Below are 17,306 nucleotides of genomic sequence, written 5' to 3' on the forward strand. Positions count from 1 at the left end.
AATACGTAACATTAGCAGTTGCATTTGTCTAGTAACTGCGTAGGTTGCGTGACTGTCACCGCAAGCGATGGAGATCAGAGATGCAAGACAAAAGGCTCCCCGTCACCGTTCTGTCTGGATTTCTGGGCGCAGGTAAGACCACCTTGCTGAACCGTGTCCTCAACAATCGCGAGGGGCGACGGGTCGCTGTCATTGTGAACGACATGTCCGAGGTGAACATTGATGCGGACCTTGTGCGTGCAGACACCGAGCTGAGCCGGACCGACGAGACGCTGGTTGAGATGTCTAACGGCTGCATCTGTTGCACCTTGCGCGATGACTTGCTGGATGAAGTCCGCCGGTTGGCGGCAGAGCGGCGTTTTGACTATCTATTGATTGAAAGCACGGGGATTTCAGAACCTCTGCCGGTCGCAGCGACCTTCGATTTCAGAGATGAATTTGGTGACAGTCTGTCGGATGTCGCGCGGCTCGACACGATGGTGACGGTCGTGGATGCGGTGAACCTTCTCAACGACTTCTCTAGTCACGATTTCCTGCGGGATCGCGGCGAAGTCATGGGTGATGAAGATGAACGCACGCTCGTGCATCTTCTTACGGATCAGATGGAATTTGCCGATGTGGTCATCCTTAACAAAGTTGCGTATGCGACCGATGCGCAACTGGATGCTGCCCGCAAGATTGTCCGCAGCCTCAACGCCGACGCTGAGATCATAGAGACCAATCACTCAGAGGTCGCTGCGGAGAAGATTCTCGACACCGGCTTGTTCGACTTCGACAAGGCGCATGAGCACCCGATGTGGGCCAAGGAATTGTACGGCTTCGCTGACCATGTGCCTGAAACCGAAGAATATGGTGTAGTCTCTTACGTCTACCGTGCGCGTCAGCCCTTCATTCCCGAGAAAATCCTGTCAGTACTGAACGGCGATATGCCCGGTGTGATCCGCGCCAAGGGGCATTTCTGGATCGCCACGCGCCCGGAGTGGGTTGCCGAGTTTTCGCTGGCTGGGTCGCTTTCCAGCGTGAAGCCAATTGGCACATGGTGGGCCTCTGTCCCTCAAGAGCGCTGGCCGGAGCACGCCTCTGCTCAAGAGTATATGCAGCAGCACTGGGTAGAGCCTTGGGGCGACCGGCGGCAAGAGCTTGTGTTCATCGGTGCGGGCATTGATTGGCGTGCTCTAAAGACCAAACTTGACGACTGCCTGGTTCCAGCAGTTTTGGCGGCTGGGCCAGATGCGTTGCCGCTGGACATGCCCGACCCGTTTCCCGGCTGGCGACGGGTTGAGGATGCGGCATGAACCAAAACCTTGGGCAATGCAGCCTGCGCCGTAAACGGCGCACCGGCAATCCTATGGAGGCTTTTGACGGCTTGCCCGCATCGGTACGGCAGTGGGTGGCGCAAGCCGCCCTGCCATGGTCGCCCACCTCAGTCCGCCGCATCTGGACCAAGGCCCGCGCCAACGGTCTATCAGATGCTGAGGCGCTCTTGTCACTTTCTCAGGCCGAAGCGGACACCCTTGCGCGGGATCGGCAATCAACACTCTCTAGACTCAACACCCTATCCTGAAGGAAATAACTATGACGTTCTTATCCCGGCTGGCCTGCGTTTCAGCTCTCGCCCTTGGCACCTCTGTTCCCGCATTCGCCCAAGACGGCAGCCTCACTGTCTCGGTTAGCTTTGGTCCCACCGCTGAAGTTCCTGACCCCCGTGCCAGCTACAACGGATGGATGTCGAACCAGACGGGCGTGACTGAAACGCTGATGGGGATCGACTATGAGATGAACCTCTATCCGCGACTGGCCGAGAGTATAGAACAGAGTTCACCAACAACATGGCGCGTGACTTTGCGCGATGGGCTCACGTTTCACGATGGGTCGGTTGTGACCGCGCAAGCTGTGATCGATGCGATTGCGCCCATCTCGGACGAGGAACACCCCGGTCACAACGCCCGCATCGCCAGCCTGCTTGACCTGGCGAGCACGTCCAGTGATGGCGACAATGTCGTGGTGTTTGAAACGAACAGCCCGAACGCCGCTTTCCCTTGGACGTTGTCCGAACCAGGCATTGCTATTCTTGGTACACCGACTGACGATTTCCCAATCAATGCGACGGGCCCCTTTATTTTCAAAGAGGCCGTGCCAGAGCAGCTTTACCGTGTTGAAGCGAACCCTGACTATCGCCTTGGCACACCGGGACTGGAAGAGGTACGCGTGGTGGTCTCAACCAATCCATCAACTGCTGCATTAGCCTTTGAGGCGGGCGAGGTTGATCTGGTCATCAACTATCCAGAGACTGATTACGAACGCATTCAAGAAACGGGCGCACAAGGGTTTACTGCGCCGACAGCGCGGCTTTATTTCTACACGGTGAACGCTGCGAGTGGCCCAATGGCCGACCCTTTGATCCGTCAAGCTGTATCTTACGCAATTGACCGTGACGGTATCGTACAAGCCGCCTTATCTGGCGTCGGTGGCGAACCGGCAGGCACCGTTTATCCTGAAGGCACGGGTTGGGCCGCCGACATCCCAGCCACGTACGATCCTGCCCGCGCCGAAGAATTGCTGGCAGAGGCCGGTGCTGTAAAAGAAGGCGGCAAATGGATGCTTGGGGGCGAACCGCTTGAGATCGACATCGTCACCTATTCTTCGCGCGCCGCTCTTCCGCCTACTGCAGAACTGACACAAGCCTTCCTGTCCGCCATTGGTGTTCAAACCAACATCACCGTTGGGGAATGGGGTGCCAGCAATGATGCGATTGCGGCTGGCGAGGCAGATCTATTCTTGCAAGCGTGGGTTACCACACCACAAGGCGATCCTGGTGCGGTGCTGGAGACTCTGCTGCGCTCAGATGGCGGGTCCAACTCCGGTCAATATGCCAACGCACGTCTTGATGAGCTTTTGGACCAGGGTCGCCTGACCTTTGAGCATGAGGGCCGCAAAGCCATTTATGACGAGGTGCAGCAGATCATCGCGTCTGAGGCTGCAATGATCCCGGTCTTCCACGTGAGCCAGACCAATGTTGGCGTTCCCGGCCTGACTGGCTATCAGGTGCACCCAACAGAAACCTACTGGATCACGCACGAGACAAAGTTGACCGAATGACACTGAAAGTTTCTGGCCTGAGCGCTGTTCGCGCGGGCCGGACCATCCTTCATCCCACATCGCTGGAGATCGAACCGCGAGACCGCATTGGCCTCGTTGGTGCGTCTGGCTCAGGCAAATCTACGCTGGGTCATGCGTTGATCGATGATCTGCGCGGGCAAGGGCATAGCGTGGCCCACGTGCCGCAAAGCCCGGATGAAGCGCTGGACCCGCTGCGCTCAATGGCGTTTCACTGGCGCGAGGCTGAGGTCGCTCTTGGTCTTGCCCCGAGGTCTGCGGATCAGGTCGGTCTATTCCAAGCCCTCAGCATCGAAGGCGGTGACCTGCACAAGCGTCCTTGGGGTTGGAGCCGGGGAATGCAGCAGCGATTTGTGATTGCCATGGCGCTGATCGGTGTGCCTGACCTGATTGTATTGGACGAACCGACATCCGCACTTGATCCGGTGGTGGCAGCCGCAACGATGGACCTTTTGAGTGCGTTTCTGGACGGCAAAGACACGAGCATGATCCTGATTACCCATGACCTTGGACTTGCCGCGAGGCGGGTGGGTACGCTGATGGTGATGGATGCCGGGCGGCTGGTTGAACATGGCCGGACAGAAGAGATTTTGGAGCGACCGCAGACACCGGCGGCAAAGTCTCTTTCGGCGCATCGCAACTGGATGGCGCTGCCATGTTGAACGTGCAAGACCTTCTCGTGAAGCGCGGCAAACGCGTCACGTTAGAGGATATCTCACTGTCTTTGCCGCCGGGTAAAACGCTCGCTGTTGTCGGTGAAAGCGGCGCGGGAAAGTCCACTTTAATCGCCGCCATTCTCGGCCTTTTAAAGCCAACCTCTGGCCGCGTCACATGGGCCAACGCGCCCATGCACATGGTTCGCCCTAGCTTAGTCATGCAAGAGCCACGTGCGGCCTTCAATCCGGTTCTGAGCTTGCGCCGCTCGCTTATGGAACCCATTGTCGCGCGGGGCATCACCCTGCCAGAGGGTCGGTTAGAGCGCCTTTGCGCTGGGCTAGAGTTGCCGCTTGATCTGCTGGATCGCCGCCCCACTCAAGTCTCCATCGGGCAGGCGCAGCGCGCTGGTATCCTCCGCGCGTTGATTGCTTCTCCGCCACTGGTGCTTTTCGATGAACCGCTTTCGGCCCTTGACGCTGTGACGCAAAAGCACACCGCGCGACTAATCTCAGATTTGCAGGTTGAGGAAGGCTTCGCAGCACTCATTGTCACACACGATCTGGGTTATGCTGTGGCCCATGCTGATCAGATCGCGGTTCTCAAGGCCGGACGGATGATCGAGACCGCCGATGCCCAAACCTTTGTATCAAACCCGCAATCATCCTATTGCCGCACCCTGCGCGACGCCGCCATCGCCCTTGGATCACTAGAGGCGGCGACATGACCAAAGTTGCCGGAGCCCTGCTGTTGCGCGCGCTTGTTATCCTATCTGGCACGGCGATCCTGACGTTTGCCTTGCTATGGAACGCGCCAGGCGATCCAGCTCAGGCAATTGCCATGGCCCGGTTCGACGCGCTTCTGACGGATGAGGTGATTGATCAAGTCCGCGAAGAAGTGGGCTTGAACCGATCCTTCTCGCAGGCTTTTTGGGCATGGCTCAGTCCATTGCTGACGCTCGACCTTGGTTTCTCAGCCGTCACAGGACGCCCGGTTTGGCCTGACCTGTTGGCATCGATGAGTTATACCTTTCCCCTGGCGTTCGCGGCATTGGCTATCGGGCTTGCCATGTCTGTCCCGCTTGCCATTGTCGCGGCGAAACGCCCAGGCAGCCTGTTAGATCGGTCCGCGGTTGGCATTGCTTCGCTCGGGAACGCGATTCCAGCCTATTGGCTTGGACTGATCCTTATTCTGATCTTCGCTGTAAAACTCGCATGGCTGCCAGCCCTAGGCGCCAGCACGCCGGCGCATGCCATCCTTCCAGCCCTCACACTTGGCCTTGGCGTCGCAGCGTCGCTCACGCGGATTATCCGCTCCGGTATCTTGGAGGCCCGTGGTCAAACATTCCTGCCAGCCTTCCGGCGACGTGGCGTTTCAAAAAAGTCAGTTGGCCGCGACCATATCGCCCCACATGCCGCCATTCCGGTCATCACGGTCTTTGGACTAGAACTCGCCTTTCTCCTGGAAGGCTTGGTTCTGGTTGAAGTGATTTTCGGCAGGCCAGGCCTCGGCACGTTTTTGGTGCAGGCAATCCTTGCCCGTGACTTTTCACATGTTCAAGCTGTTGTCGTCCTTACCGCGTTAGTCTTTGTGACCATTAACCTGATCATCGACCTGATCTACCGCGTCATTGATCCGCGGATCGGAGAGAGCGATGCGTAGCGTACTTATTCTCGTGACCGTATTTGTGTTGCTCGCGGGCTTGGGGCCAATTCTGGCACCCTTCGATCCGACAGCTATCAACATCCCGAACCGTCTGTCCGACCCAAGCACCGAGTTCATATTGGGAACCGATGCACTTGGTCGTGACATCCTATCTCGGCTTTTACACGGTGCGCGGTGGTCGCTGGGGCTGGCATTCCTAATCTCTGTCATCAGTCTTGCGATCGGTACCACAATCGGACTTGCCGCCGCGCTGGGGGGCAAGGTCGCTGATTGGATCATGATGCGCACAACAGACACCTTTCTGGCCTTCCCAGAGCTGGTGGCCGCCATTGTTATCGCCGGGCTGATGGGCGCAGGCACCTGGAGCCTCATCTTCGCCCTCAGCGTCACCGGCTGGATGCGCTACGCCCGTGTTGCGCGTGGTATCGGGCTGTCCGTCCAGAGCCGTGGATATGTCGTACAAGCTCGCCTTGCTGGCCTGCCCGGTTGGTCCATCGCGCGTTGGCATTACCTGCCATCGCTCATCCCCTCCCTTACCGTGGTCTGGACCGGAATGTTTGCGCGTGCCATCCTTGGCATCTCCGCGCTCGGTTTCCTTGGCTTTGGCGTCCAGCCCCCGTACCCGGAATGGGGATCCATGCTCCTTGATGCGCGCGTGCACCTGCGCTCAACGCCCTTACAAATGATCTGGCCCGGTCTTGCTGTTGTCATCTGCGTCTTGGCTATCAACTTGACGGGAGACGCGCTGCGCGACGCCCTGGCCGAAGACACGCCGGAATGAGCGTTATTGACCGTCCAGGCCGGGGGATCAGCCTGCGCATCCTGTCAGGGCTGCTGTTTGCTGGTATGTTTGTCAGCGTGAAAGCGGTCAGCGATAACGTTCCTCTCGGGCAAATCGTTTTCTTTCGGTCTTTCTTTGCCATTGTCCCCCTGATCGTTTTTCTTTGGCTCCGTGGCGAGTTCCCTCACGGACTTGCGACTCGGCGACCCGGCGCACATCTTTTGCGGGCAAGTTTCGGGGCACTTGCGCTGTTCGGTTCTTTCGCAGCCGTAGCGCAGTTGAATCTCGCCGAAGCAATCCTGATTTCCCAACTCTCACCCATATTGCTGGCGATAGGCGCAACCGTCCTCTTGTCAGAAAGCATCACAAAGTGGCGCATCGGAGGAATCGCATTCGGCTTTGTGGGGGTCGTCGTCCTTGTCTGGCCCGAATTGACATCCCCCGCACAGGAAAGCGGACGGCTGGTAGGCTACATCATCGGGATAGCTGCCGCCGTCTTGACCTCTTTGGCCCTGATCATGGTCCGCAGTCTCAGCAAAACAGAGAGCCCTGGGGCCATCGCACTTTATTTTGTGTTAGCCTCAACGGTGGGCGGTCTTGCGACGCTGCCTTGGGGTTGGGTCGCGCCAAACGGGTCGGCCCTTTGGTTTTTGATCCTCTCGGGCCTCTTTGGCGGTTGCGCTCATATCGCAATGACACTCGCATTCCGATACGCAGAAGCATCACGGCTTGCACCTTTTGAATACGTAGCTTTGCTTTGGCCGATACTCGCCGATGTGTTCATCTTCCGCCTAAGCTTCTCCACCAGCTTCGTCCTGGCCGCGCCGCTCATTTTGGCTGGGGCCGCAATTGCTGGTGCAGAGAAAGATAGAAAGGATCGCGGCTAGTAGCTCCCTAAGGGCCGCGCATTGATATATCAATTCGATTTTGAGAACAGTAGGCCAACGTCCGCTTTTGGGAAGCTGCAATGCAGCATTCAATGTGTTTCGTAACGACCGCAATGGGCCGTTCGTGTGGACACGGTCTTGGCAGTTCGCCGCGAATGCTGCGACTGACCTAATGGCAGCAAAGAGCCCACTTTGCCGGACGCTGCAAAGTGTTCGAACGGCCGCTTTTCCCTTAAGGAAGTGCGCGTGCCGCTAAACCTATGCCAAAGCGTATGTGAACCCCAACCAGTTTAGTGCAGCGACGACCACCCAAAACGCGCCAAAGACGATGCCGACATTACGGCCGTGTCTCGTAACTCTGGGATGATGCCCAAGTCCCGGAATACCTGCGTGGTTAGCGTTCACCAGCGCGAACAGGGCTGCCATGATCCCAAACACGAAATGCAAAGTATGGCGATCCGCCAAGGGCAGTGTCAGCCCATAGAAGATGCCCGCCGCGAGAGAGATGAAGGCAAGCGCGCCCTGACGTTGTTCGAACAGTATCACGAAGATGTAGTCGGCAGCTGCCGGGGCTTTGTCTGCAGGCGCCGCCCCAAGTGCGGCGTCAAGCATGGCAATCTCGTCATCATGAGTCAGTGCCTTGGATGGCCGCGGTAATCCAGGCCCGAAGAACGGCAGGACCCAGTTGACCACCCAACGTGCCCAAAGTGGCCGGTAGACTTCAACGGCATGAACAATAGCCGGGGCAAGGCATAGGAGTAATCCGAGGCCGGAGATCGTAAATTCGTTCATGATGTTCCCTTGTTGAATTATTTGTTACCGATTGGTATTAAATATGGGTGCACCCTCTGTCAATTATAAAAAACCATGCGGTATTAAAATGAATGCAGGTGAGAAGAAGGCCTCACGAGGACGGCCAAAGACGTTTGATCGTGACCATGTCGTGCATGTGGCAATGCAGGCCTACTGGCAGGATGGACAAGCAGCGGTGTCGCTGAATTCGGTGTGTCAGCGCGCGGGCGTGTCCAAGCCATCGCTTTACAAAGAGTTTGGCAGTGAGGACGGACTTAAACAGGCGGTGCTCATCGACTATCACCAGATGACGATGGCACCGCTCTTTGAATTATTGGCTGTCGATCAACCCTTTGAAACGGCGTTGGAAGCCCTCACCACGTACATCCTGCGGGACCATCAAGAACACGGCATGCCAGACGGTTGCCTGTTTGTTGATTTATGTCAGTGCCGTGCTCAGCTAGGAGAACTCACCGGCGAGCAGGTCGATGAACTTCGAGAGTTAAACATAGAAACCTACGCAAAATGGATTGATAGGGCGAAAGCGAACGGTCAGTTTAACCCAGACATCCCTACCCAAACGGCTGCTCTGTACATTGAAGCGCAGATTGCGTGCATAATGAACATGCAGAGGCAGGGTGTTGCGGCGAATGAAGCGAACGCAGTCTTCCAGCTTGCTCTATCAGTGTTTGAGTAGAAGCGATCATTGGAGAGATCGAGCTCAAGGTCGGCTTCGTCCCGCGTTGCGGTCATTGGGCGAATTTCACTAAATGACCACTCTACGGGACGAAGCCGCCGTTGAAGATCAACTTTCGAATGGCCGGTTTCTAAAGTGATCACCCATTCACCGTTTCCATATCCCAAGCAGCCAACAGAAGCGGAAGGGCATGGTCCCAATCCATGACTCCGACCTGTTTCGCCCATGCCTGATATTCTTTTATCAACTCCAACTCAAACGGCGCATGCCGCCCGGCAAGATTAGCAAGCTCGGTGCGGTCTGCTTCCATGTCGTAAAGCTCCCAAGGCTGGTTGTGCAGGCGAACAAGTTTGAACTGACCCAATCGGATGGCAGCATTGCCTTCGTGTTCCCAGAAAATGGGTTGTTCACGTTCCCAGTCTTTGTCGCGGAACACGCCCATTAGTGACTCCCCTTGAAGCGGCTGGATCTTATGGCCGCCCACCTCGGATTGATAGCTGGCCCCGCAAGCCTCCAGAATTGTGGGCAGGATATCGACCACATGGCAGGGTGCTTGCGCGGTACTGCGCGGCGCGAACCCCTTGGGCCAATGAGCGACAAGCGGGGTCGAGATGCCGCCTTCATGCACATAGTGTTTGAACAGTCGGAATGGTGCGTTCGACACGTTTGCCCAAGGCTTGTCGTAGCTTTGAAAGGTTTGGGCATCACCCGGGCGCAGGTCCGGTACATTCCCCATCGTGATCTTACGACCGTCATGGGTGCGGTCGGGGTAAAACTGGGCCCAGCCATCCTCGGCCATGAACTCGGCACACCCACCATTGTCGGACAAGAACAGGATCAACGTGTTTTCGAATTGATCTAGCCTTTTAAGCGCGGCGATCAGCGTTCCGATAGATTGGTCCATCCGATCCACCATCGCGGCATAGGTGGCCATCTTGCTGGCTTCCCAATCCTTATGTTTCTCGTCGGCCCAGCGATGGACACCATGGTCACGGGGAGAGATGTCCCAAGCGCGCTGAAAGACGCCTAACCCGTTCATTTCTTCGTGCCGAGCGGTGCGCGTTTGATCCCAGCCCTTGTCATACACACCGTCGTATTTGGCGATGTCTCCGGGATGCGCGTGCAGTGGCCAATGCGGTGCGGTGTGGGCAAGATAAAGAAAGAACGGCTTTTCATCTTCGACCGCGCCTTCGATCATCCCGATGGCCTTATGCGTGATCGCGTCGGTGAAATAAAAATCATCGGGGATCGTTTCCAAACGGCTGTCATCTTCAAGCATGTAGTGCGGCGAGAAGAAATGCGTGGCCCCGTCCATGTTCCCGTAGAAATGGTCAAACCCGCGTTGCCTGGGTGTGGGGTGCTCAACATCGCCAACGCGCCAACTGTCGTAGTTACGCGCCTCGAAATCACCGGCCACATGCCATTTGCCGGACATGAGCGTTCGATATCCATTGGCCCGTAGATGTTCGGCAATCGTGGCGCTGTCGTTGCGTAGAAACCCTTGATAGGCAGGCGTGCCTAAATTTGCCCCCATGTGCCCGATACCTGCATTGTGCGGATAAAGCCCCGTCAGCAGGGAGGCCCGCGTCGGGCAGCACCGGGCGCAATTGTACATAGCTGACAGTAGGACACCGTCTCCGGCGAGCGCGTCAATGTTTGGAGTTTTGATCTCAGAACCCGTAACACCAAGGTCGGCAAACCCCATGTCGTCAGCCAAAATGAGTATGACATTGGGTCGGTCGATCTCTGTATTGGAGCTGTGGCGGGTCATGGCTGAGCTTTCATCAGCGGTCAGGATGGGCAAGTGGAGGCAAGCGGGCCGCCCTCGACGGTGACCCGGTGCATCAAGCGGCGGAACCCGTGGTAGTCGTTGATCGCCTTGTGCCAGGTGGCACGGTTGTCCCACATGGTGATGTCACCGGCCCGCCAACGCACGCGGCATTGAAATTCCGGCTGCTGGCAATGGGCATAGAGCATGTCGAGTATGGCCGCAGATTCCTCGGCCGTCAGACCTTCGATATGCGTCGTGAAAACAGGGTTCACGAATAGTCCACGCCGTCCGCTGAGCGGATGCGTGATGACGACTGGATGGCGTGCATCCTGAGTTGCAGCTTCTGAGTTGCTCAACCGCCCGCTTTTGGCCGCTTCGCTGTCCAGAGTGGTCACGCCGAAGACATGACGGGACGAATGCACGGCCGTCAGCCCATCCAGAAATCGGCGCATGTGTTCTGACAACGCCTCATAGGCCGCACCCATAGAGACAAACAGGGTATCGCCGCCATAGGGCGGCATCTCGATGGCCCGAAGAATTGAGCCCATCGCCGGCTCCTGATCATAGGAATGATCGGTATGCCATCCCTCACCAACGGCCTCTGTCTGGTCCTTCTCTTTCAGTACAGTGGCGATTTCAGGGTGACCCTCAACCGGCTTGAAGAACCGGTTGACATTCACCGGTCCGAAACGGCGGGCAAAGGTCAGGTGATCTTTTGGGCCTGCAGTCTGCCCCCGCAACACGATCACCGAGTATTCCGCAAATGCATCGCGGATGGCAGTGAAATCCTCGCCGCGGCGGATATCCGCTCCCAGGATTTCCGCGCCCAAACCGCCGGTCATTGGGATAATTTCCATAATATCCTCCGCTGTCGCCTTCAGGCAGCATAAGGCCTGTCCTAAAGCCGGGAAAATTGATTTAATCTGCTTTAAAGAAAGATTTTTCCAATGGTCCGCTTCACCCTTCGCCAGCTCACCTACCTGACGGAAACCGCGCGGCAGGGCGGCATTGCCCAGGCGGCGCGGCAGCTGAATGTCTCTGCCGCGGCCATCGCCTCGGCATTGGATAAGCTGGAGGCCGCCACCGGCCTGAGCCTGTTCGACCGATTTCCGGCACAAGGCATGCGGCTGACCCGCGCTGGCGGGATGTTCGCTACCCAGGCCGAGGCGCTGCTAAAGCAGGCTGCCGCACTGGACCGGCAGGCCGCGAGATCTGGCGTTTGGCCGCACTGGCCGGATCCACATTGGCACCCATCACGCACTTGCGCAGCAGATCGTCCTGCCTGCGGTGCTTGCTTTCCGCGAAAGCCATCCGGGTGTCCGTATAGAAGTGAAGGAAGCTGACTACCCGGCACTGGTGGCCGCGTTGGACACTGGCGAGGTGGATGCGCTAGTGGTCTTTGATCAGGGGTTCGATCCCGGTCGGCATGAGGTTGAAGTGCTATTGGAGCTGCCGCCCCTGATTCTGTTGTCAGGCGCGCACCCTTTGGCATCGAAAGCCCGGATCAGCCTGTCCGACCTGACCGGTCTGCCTTATATCTCCGTCTCGCCCGCTGGCCCCGGTCCCAGCTACCTTCAACTGCTGCAGGCCGCGGGCGTTCACCCCGAAGTGCCGTTCCAGTCCCAATCACGCGAGCTTGTTCAGGCTTATGTCGGCAAGGGGTTCGGTTTCACGCTTGCAGGCTTCCCGCCCAAACAGGACTGCACGACTGAAGGCGACCCAATCGTTGCGCGGCCTCTCAAGGAAAACATCGGGCATTACAGGGTGGTTATTGCCCGCTCGCGCCAAGCGGTTCAGTCTGTGCTGACTGACCGGTTTCTGGAGATCTGCAAGTCGTCGGTCTCAAGCTCCCGTCTTGCGGGCATTCAAATATCTGCAAACCCGTGATGCAGCCGTTCGTCTTTTCTGCAGCACCTGTCGCGATGGGCTCATTGCCACCATCGGAGGCGCTGCAGCATGCATTTTGAAGCGCGGCGTTTTTTAAGAGCGGCCATTGAGAAGTTCGAAAATTGGGCCTGCCGAACCCGCAGTTTCGCCGCACGGGGGTCCAACAATCGGGTCGCAGACCAAGTTCTCAGGTTGCAAAGGTCTGATTGTGAACTTTGCGGCTGCAAAAAAAGGCAGCCGTCCGTTCGATGGAAGTTTTGCTGCGGAATGTGCAAAGTTCATCCTTATTTTGTGAACCCAATGCCCACTAAGATGTGAAAGGGACTGAACTATTTTGAAAAGCAAGGAGCTTTTCAGGCGGAATCGGAAACCTTCAATTGAGCTAGGATCTGTGTTGCGACCACATCGGAAATCCCCGATATGTCGTAAAAACGGCGCTCTATTTCATACAAAATGCGTTTGCGTCGATCCGCGCCTCCTTCCGTCAAAACCAAGTACTTGGTGCGCTTGTCACTTTTTGACGGCACACGCTCAACCCATCCGGCATCAGTGCACGCATTCACCAGGCCAGTGACATTCGACGGATGCATTCGTAGCGTGTCAGCAACTTCTTTCATTGTCATTTTCCGGCCAAGGATCGCCACCAGTTCGAGTTGGTTGACAGTCATTGAGCCGCTGGCTTCTGCCGTTTCGTTCAATACTTGGTCCGTCAGCTCCTTGAAGAAAGATAGCAAGAGCAAACCAGGGGGAAGTCTTCTGTAAAAACCATCTTCATCTCTTGTTGACATCCATGTTGTATAATTACAAAAGATAATTATATTATGCAACAAATAACTGAGATGGACGCCATGATAAATCGCAAACCCAAAGGCGTGGCTTTCATGAAGATGCGCGGCGACAAAAAGCCTGTTCGCTTAATTTTGCCCGCTTTAACGTGGGCCATCTTGGTGGCGGTTGCATCCGGCCCGGCAGCGGCGCAAGACAACGCGATCGCGAAAATTGAACAGGTCACGGCAGCAACCGAAGAGGCCAGTAGGGAATTCTACGGCCGCGTCGTCGCGCTGGAAACGGTTGACCTGGCGTTTCAAGTTGGTGGTCAGATCTTGCAGCTCCCTGTCGTCGAAGGGTCCTCGATTGACCAAGGCACGCTAATTGCAACGCTTGATCCTGTTCCGTTTGAACTCGCACTTGCTCAGGCGACGGCACAATTTGATCAAGCCGCACGGACGCTTCAACGTCTGGAGGCGCTGAGCGGAAATACAGTCAGTCAGGCCTCGGTTGATGATGCGCGGACGAATTTTGATCTGACCAAAGTGCAGGTCGATCAGGCGCAGCGTGCGCTAGATCAAGCGGTTTTGTCCGCCCCGTTTGACGCGCTCGTGTCTTCGCGGCTTATCGCCAATCAATCGACTGTGGCCGCAGGTGTGCCGGTTGTTCGGCTTCACAACATGTCGGAAATCAGGATCGAGATCAGCGTCCCTGAGGTTTTATTTCAAAGAGCAGGACGTGACCCCGATGTGACGTTGACGGCGCGGTTTCCTGCGGCTGACGCACCTTTCCCCGTAGAGGTCCGAGAATATAATGCCGAAACGGCTGCCGTCGGTCAGACGTATACCATCACCTTGGGGATGGCCCCGCCAGAGGATTTGATCATCCTCCCGGGCTCCTCTGTCGTGGTTGAAGCGCGCTTTAACGATGTCAAACAGCAAATCAGCGTCCCAAGATCCGCTTTGGTCTTCGCCAGCGATGGCTCTCCGCAAGTCATGCTTTTTGAGCAAGCCGGCGAAACAACAGGGACCGTGACAGCGACCCCCATCGAGATTGTGCCAAATGATGCAGGGCAGGTGATTGTGGTGTCAGGCCTTGAGATGGGCCAGGAATACGTCGCGGTCGGAGCGTCCCGACTACAAGACGGCGAAACGGTCACCCGGTTCACCGGATTTGGAGAATAGGTGCAACATGGATATCGCGCGCTTCTCCATCAACCGGCCAATTTACACCTGGATACTCATTCTAGGCTGTCTGCTGGGCGGCATTTCTGGTTTTTTGAATCTTGGGCGCCTCGAAGACCCCGCCTTTACCATCAAGACTGCAATTGTAATCACGCAATATCCGGGCGCCTCTGCCGAGGAAGTCGCCCGTGAGGTCAGCGAACCCATCGAATCCGAGATACAGAAGATGGGTGAGGTCCGCGAGATCACCACAATGAACCAGCCGGGGCTGTCCTGGATCTCGGTTGATATGCAAGACCAATACGATGGGACGGAACTGCCCGCGATCTGGGTCAAACTGCGCAATCGGGTTGCGGATGCACGGCTTCCAACAGGAGCGACCACGCCGTTTGTGAATGACGCATTTGGCGATGTCTTCGGCCTGTATTACGCGGTCACCGCGCCGGGATTTGACAATGCCGAAATCCACGAGCTGTCGTCGTTTCTGCGCCGTGAACTGCTGACGGTTTCGGGCGTCGCGGATGTTCAGGTCTCGGGCCTGCCTGAAGAACGTATTTTCGTCGAACCCGATGTTGCGCTGACCTCAACTTTGGGCATCCCGCCCAGTGCTATCGAAGCCGCAATCGCGACGTCTAACGAAGTTGTCGACGGTGGTTTTATTCAGGACGCTCAGGGGCGCTTGATTGTGCAACGCCCCGAAGGATCAGACAGCGTGACAGCGATCGGAAACCTGACGCTGGGTGTGGGCGATCAGTTGGTAAACCTGTCGGACTTCGCCACAGTAACACGCGGTGTTGCGGACAGCCCCTCCCTGATCGTGCGGCATGATGGTGATGATGCCTTTACCCTTGGCGTTGCGGGCCTCAGCACAGAAGACATCGTTAAGGTGGGCGCGCGCGTAGACGCAAAACTTGCCGAACTCACCGCATCGCTTCCTGTTGGGGTCGACCTTCACCCGATCTATCAGCAACACAAGATCGTTGAGGACGCGTCCAACAATTTCCTTGTGAACCTGGCGATGTCCGTGGCCATTGTGGTCGTCGTATTGGCTTGTGTTATGGGCTGGCGGGCGGCGGTCGTTGTGGGGGCAACCCTGTTGTTGACGGTCGTTGGCACGATTCTGTTCATGTCGATCTTTTCAATCGAAATGGAACGCATATCGCTGGGCGCCCTGATCATCGCCATGGGCATGCTGGTCGACAACGCAATCGTTGTAGCCGAGGGCATGCAAAACGCGATGCGGCAGGGCAAGTCCTCTCGCGATGCGGCGACGGAAGCTGCCCAAAAGACGCAAATACCGCTGCTTGGTGCGACCGTGATCGGGATCATGGCTTTTGCCGGGATCGGGCTCAGCCCCGATGCAACCGGAGAATTCCTGTTCTCGCTTTTTGCGGTGATCGCGATTTCGCTGCTGCTGTCCTGGCTATTGGCCATCACGGCCACACCACTGTTGGGGCATTATTTCTTCAAAGTCGAACAAAGCGGCACTGGCGACAGCTACGCAGGCCCACTCTTTCACGCTTACCGCGCCTTCTTGAAGGCCGCGATGAAGTTGTGGTGGCTTGTAATGGCCCTATTGTTTGGGACAACCGTGGCCTGTTACGTGCTGTTCGGAAATATCAAGCAGCAGTTCTTTCCCGACAGCAACACGCCGCTCTATTTTGTGCACTATCAATTGCAACAAGGGGCATCGATCCAACAGACCTCACAAGGTTTGATGGGGCTTGAAAATTGGCTTGAAAGCCGTGACGACGTTGTATCGGTCACATCCTTTTCGGGCAGTGGTGGTGCGCGCTTTATGCTGACCTACCAATCCGAGGATCCGTTCCAAGCCTACGGTCATCTGATCGTGCGGGTCTCTTCACTTGACGTGATCGAAGCCGAAATGGCCGCGCTGAACGCATTTGCGCAAGCGAACGCGCCAGAGGGCCGGGTCCGCGTGCAGCGGTTGGCCTTTGGTCCGGGCGGCGGCTCACCCATCGAAGTCCGCTTTGCGGGGGCGGACCCAGCGGTGTTGCGTTCCTTGGGGGATGAGGCGATCCGCGTTCTGCAAGATGCGTCTGCCAACATCGTCGCGCCGCGCCTAAATTGGGCAGAACAGGAATTGGTACTGCAACCGATTTACGCCGCTGATCGTGCGCAGGTAGCTGGCATTTCAAGATCGGACATCACGCGCGCGATACAATACGCCAATGATGGACGCATGGCCGGGATATACCGCGAAGGCGACAGGCAAATACCGATGGTGGTGCGCAGCCCTCGGGAAGATGGCGTTAACCTGTCAGACCTGCTGGTCTATTCAAACAGTGGCAATACCTTTGTGCCAATCGAACAGGTGATCGATGGCTTTACCTTTCAGGCGCAGAACACGATCATTCGCCGGATCGACCGCGAAAACGTCATCACGGTTGGCGCAGACATCCCGCGCGGCGTAACCGCGGCTTCGGTTCAGGCCGAAGTTCAGACCGCTATCGAGGCGATGGACATCCCCGTCGGCTACACAATGGAGTGGGGCGGTGAGTATGAAAGCTCGACCGATGCGCAGACCTCACTTGCAGGGCAATTGCCACTCAGCCTTATCGTCATGGTGTTGATCTCGATCCTGTTGTTCAATGGTTTAAAGCAGCCGCTGATCATCTGGGCCTTGGTGCCCATGGCCGTGAACGGCGTCAGCCTTGGCCTTTTGGGCACGGGCCTTCCGTTCACCTTTACGGCACTGTTGGGCCTGTTGTCCCTGTCGGGCATGCTGATCAAGAACGGGATCGTACTGGTAGAAGAGATTGATCTTACTCGTAAAGACGATCCCGCCATGCCTTTGGATGACGCGATTGCAATGGCGTCAAGCACCCGTCTGCGCCCCGTGATGCTGGCCGCGTTGACGACCATCCTCGGGATGGCACCCTTGCTAACGGATGCATTCTTTCAATCCATGGCAGTCACGATCATGGGCGGGCTGGCCTTTGCATCAATCCTGACGTTGATCGCAGCACCTGTCTTCTATTACCTGCTCTTTGTCCGCACCGACGCGCAGATCAAAGCGGAACTAGGCGGAGAGGTTTGATCAAACCGAGAGAGTTTGCCAGCCGACTGCCACATTGCCGAT

General features: G+C 56.9%; 17 protein-coding genes. 13 read left to right on the forward strand and 4 right to left on the reverse strand.

Features of this window, described 5'->3' with window-relative positions; all coding sequences use genetic code 11:
* Window positions 1-80: 80 nt before the first annotated feature.
* The 8 genes from ACZ1HM_RS17230 to ACZ1HM_RS17265 are packed head-to-tail and all read left to right on the forward strand — an operon-like array spanning window position 81 to window position 7,104.
* The gene (locus tag ACZ1HM_RS17230) at window positions 81-1,295 is read left to right on the forward strand and encodes a GTP-binding protein (protein WP_472743873.1); all 1,215 of its coding nucleotides are present in this window, start codon (window positions 81-83) and stop codon (window positions 1,293-1,295) included.
* Window positions 1,292-1,564: a DUF6525 family protein gene (locus tag ACZ1HM_RS17235; RefSeq protein ID WP_472743874.1), complete on the forward strand. Its 273-nt coding sequence runs from the start codon at window positions 1,292-1,294 to the stop codon at window positions 1,562-1,564. The genes ACZ1HM_RS17230 and ACZ1HM_RS17235 overlap by 4 nt, the downstream gene beginning before the upstream one ends.
* An 11-nt stretch (window positions 1,565-1,575) precedes the next feature.
* Window positions 1,576-3,099, forward strand: coding sequence for an ABC transporter substrate-binding protein (locus tag ACZ1HM_RS17240; protein WP_472743875.1), 1,524 nt, complete (start codon window positions 1,576-1,578; stop codon window positions 3,097-3,099).
* On the forward strand, window positions 3,096-3,779 hold the full coding sequence (locus ACZ1HM_RS17245; protein ID WP_472743876.1) for an ATP-binding cassette domain-containing protein: 684 nt from the start codon (window positions 3,096-3,098) through the stop codon (window positions 3,777-3,779). Before ACZ1HM_RS17240 ends, ACZ1HM_RS17245 begins: the two co-directional genes overlap by 4 nt.
* Entirely contained in the window at window positions 3,773-4,498 is a 726-nt protein-coding gene (locus ACZ1HM_RS17250) for an ABC transporter ATP-binding protein (RefSeq protein WP_472743877.1), read from the forward strand. The genes ACZ1HM_RS17245 and ACZ1HM_RS17250 overlap by 7 nt, the downstream gene beginning before the upstream one ends.
* Window positions 4,495-5,433, forward strand: coding sequence for an ABC transporter permease (locus ACZ1HM_RS17255; protein WP_472743878.1), 939 nt, complete (start codon window positions 4,495-4,497; stop codon window positions 5,431-5,433). The genes ACZ1HM_RS17250 and ACZ1HM_RS17255 overlap by 4 nt, the downstream gene beginning before the upstream one ends.
* A complete protein-coding gene (locus ACZ1HM_RS17260; protein ID WP_472743879.1) occupies window positions 5,426-6,217 on the forward strand; it encodes an ABC transporter permease in 792 nt (263 codons plus the stop codon). The genes ACZ1HM_RS17255 and ACZ1HM_RS17260 overlap by 8 nt, the downstream gene beginning before the upstream one ends.
* Window positions 6,214-7,104 carry a DMT family transporter gene (locus ACZ1HM_RS17265; RefSeq protein WP_472743880.1) on the forward strand — a complete coding sequence of 297 codons (891 nt, stop codon included), beginning with the start codon at window positions 6,214-6,216 and terminating at the stop codon, window positions 7,102-7,104. Before ACZ1HM_RS17260 ends, ACZ1HM_RS17265 begins: the two co-directional genes overlap by 4 nt.
* 258 nt (window positions 7,105-7,362) lie before the next feature.
* On the opposite strand, the gene ACZ1HM_RS17270 is transcribed toward ACZ1HM_RS17265, so the two are convergent.
* The gene (locus ACZ1HM_RS17270; RefSeq protein ID WP_472743881.1) at window positions 7,363-7,896 is read right to left on the reverse strand and encodes a hypothetical protein; all 534 of its coding nucleotides are present in this window, start codon (window positions 7,894-7,896) and stop codon (window positions 7,363-7,365) included.
* A gap of 43 nt (window positions 7,897-7,939) precedes the next feature.
* Here ACZ1HM_RS17270 and ACZ1HM_RS17275 point away from each other — a divergent pair, with 43 nt between their 5' ends.
* A complete protein-coding gene (locus ACZ1HM_RS17275) occupies window positions 7,940-8,593 on the forward strand; it encodes a TetR/AcrR family transcriptional regulator (protein ID WP_472743882.1) in 654 nt (217 codons plus the stop codon).
* Window positions 8,594-8,732: 139 nt separating this feature from the next.
* On the opposite strand, the gene ACZ1HM_RS17280 is transcribed toward ACZ1HM_RS17275, so the two are convergent.
* Together ACZ1HM_RS17280 and ACZ1HM_RS17285 are read right to left on the reverse strand one after the other, a co-directional pair.
* A complete protein-coding gene (locus ACZ1HM_RS17280; RefSeq protein ID WP_472743883.1) occupies window positions 8,733-10,364 on the reverse strand; it encodes an arylsulfatase in 1,632 nt (543 codons plus the stop codon).
* 20 nt (window positions 10,365-10,384) lie between these two features.
* Window positions 10,385-11,221 carry a TauD/TfdA dioxygenase family protein gene (locus ACZ1HM_RS17285; RefSeq protein WP_472743884.1) on the reverse strand — a complete coding sequence of 279 codons (837 nt, stop codon included), beginning with the start codon at window positions 11,219-11,221 and terminating at the stop codon, window positions 10,385-10,387.
* A 90-nt stretch (window positions 11,222-11,311) separates the two neighbouring features.
* Between ACZ1HM_RS17285 and ACZ1HM_RS17290 the strand changes: the two genes are divergently transcribed.
* Window positions 11,312-11,707, forward strand: coding sequence for a LysR family transcriptional regulator (locus ACZ1HM_RS17290; RefSeq protein ID WP_472743885.1), 396 nt, complete (start codon window positions 11,312-11,314; stop codon window positions 11,705-11,707).
* Complete coding sequence (locus tag ACZ1HM_RS17295) at window positions 11,643-12,251, forward strand: LysR substrate-binding domain-containing protein (RefSeq protein ID WP_472744652.1); 609 nt, start codon at window positions 11,643-11,645, stop codon at window positions 12,249-12,251. Before ACZ1HM_RS17290 ends, ACZ1HM_RS17295 begins: the two co-directional genes overlap by 65 nt.
* Window positions 12,252-12,604: 353 nt before the next feature.
* Here ACZ1HM_RS17295 and ACZ1HM_RS17300 read toward each other — a convergent pair whose 3' ends face one another.
* Window positions 12,605-13,039 (reverse strand): MarR family winged helix-turn-helix transcriptional regulator, encoded by a 435-nt coding sequence (locus ACZ1HM_RS17300; RefSeq protein ID WP_472743886.1) that lies wholly within the window; start codon window positions 13,037-13,039, stop codon window positions 12,605-12,607.
* Between the two features lie 33 nt (window positions 13,040-13,072).
* Here ACZ1HM_RS17300 and ACZ1HM_RS17305 point away from each other — a divergent pair, with 33 nt between their 5' ends.
* A complete protein-coding gene (locus ACZ1HM_RS17305) occupies window positions 13,073-14,203 on the forward strand; it encodes an efflux RND transporter periplasmic adaptor subunit (RefSeq protein ID WP_472743887.1) in 1,131 nt (376 codons plus the stop codon).
* Between the two features lie 7 nt (window positions 14,204-14,210).
* Window positions 14,211-17,264: an efflux RND transporter permease subunit gene (locus ACZ1HM_RS17310; RefSeq protein WP_472743888.1), complete on the forward strand. Its 3,054-nt coding sequence runs from the start codon at window positions 14,211-14,213 to the stop codon at window positions 17,262-17,264.
* Window positions 17,265-17,306: the final 42 nt, after the last annotated feature.

The sequence above is a fragment of the Sulfitobacter sp. GN1-4 genome (assembly GCF_055693825.1).

Excerpts from the sequence above, each read along its gene's own strand:
- ACZ1HM_RS17230 (WP_472743873.1), top strand. The coding sequence starts at position 81 with ATGCAAGACAAAAGGCTCCCCGTCACCGTTCTGTCTGGATTTCTGGGC.
- ACZ1HM_RS17235 (WP_472743874.1), top strand. The coding sequence starts at position 1,292 with ATGAACCAAAACCTTGGGCAATGCAGCCTGCGCCGTAAACGGCGCACC.
- ACZ1HM_RS17240 (WP_472743875.1), top strand. The coding sequence starts at position 1,576 with ATGACGTTCTTATCCCGGCTGGCCTGCGTTTCAGCTCTCGCCCTTGGC.
- ACZ1HM_RS17245 (WP_472743876.1), top strand. The coding sequence starts at position 3,096 with ATGACACTGAAAGTTTCTGGCCTGAGCGCTGTTCGCGCGGGCCGGACC.
- ACZ1HM_RS17250 (WP_472743877.1), top strand. The coding sequence starts at position 3,773 with ATGTTGAACGTGCAAGACCTTCTCGTGAAGCGCGGCAAACGCGTCACG.
- ACZ1HM_RS17255 (WP_472743878.1), top strand. The coding sequence starts at position 4,495 with ATGACCAAAGTTGCCGGAGCCCTGCTGTTGCGCGCGCTTGTTATCCTA.
- ACZ1HM_RS17260 (WP_472743879.1), top strand. The coding sequence starts at position 5,426 with ATGCGTAGCGTACTTATTCTCGTGACCGTATTTGTGTTGCTCGCGGGC.
- ACZ1HM_RS17265 (WP_472743880.1), top strand. The coding sequence starts at position 6,214 with ATGAGCGTTATTGACCGTCCAGGCCGGGGGATCAGCCTGCGCATCCTG.
- ACZ1HM_RS17270 (WP_472743881.1), bottom strand. The coding sequence starts at position 7,896 with ATGAACGAATTTACGATCTCCGGCCTCGGATTACTCCTATGCCTTGCC.
- ACZ1HM_RS17275 (WP_472743882.1), top strand. The coding sequence starts at position 7,940 with ATGGGTGCACCCTCTGTCAATTATAAAAAACCATGCGGTATTAAAATG.
- ACZ1HM_RS17280 (WP_472743883.1), bottom strand. The coding sequence starts at position 10,364 with ATGACCCGCCACAGCTCCAATACAGAGATCGACCGACCCAATGTCATA.
- ACZ1HM_RS17285 (WP_472743884.1), bottom strand. The coding sequence starts at position 11,221 with ATGGAAATTATCCCAATGACCGGCGGTTTGGGCGCGGAAATCCTGGGA.
- ACZ1HM_RS17290 (WP_472743885.1), top strand. The coding sequence starts at position 11,312 with ATGGTCCGCTTCACCCTTCGCCAGCTCACCTACCTGACGGAAACCGCG.
- ACZ1HM_RS17300 (WP_472743886.1), bottom strand. The coding sequence starts at position 13,039 with ATGTCAACAAGAGATGAAGATGGTTTTTACAGAAGACTTCCCCCTGGT.
- ACZ1HM_RS17305 (WP_472743887.1), top strand. The coding sequence starts at position 13,073 with ATGCAACAAATAACTGAGATGGACGCCATGATAAATCGCAAACCCAAA.
- ACZ1HM_RS17310 (WP_472743888.1), top strand. The coding sequence starts at position 14,211 with ATGGATATCGCGCGCTTCTCCATCAACCGGCCAATTTACACCTGGATA.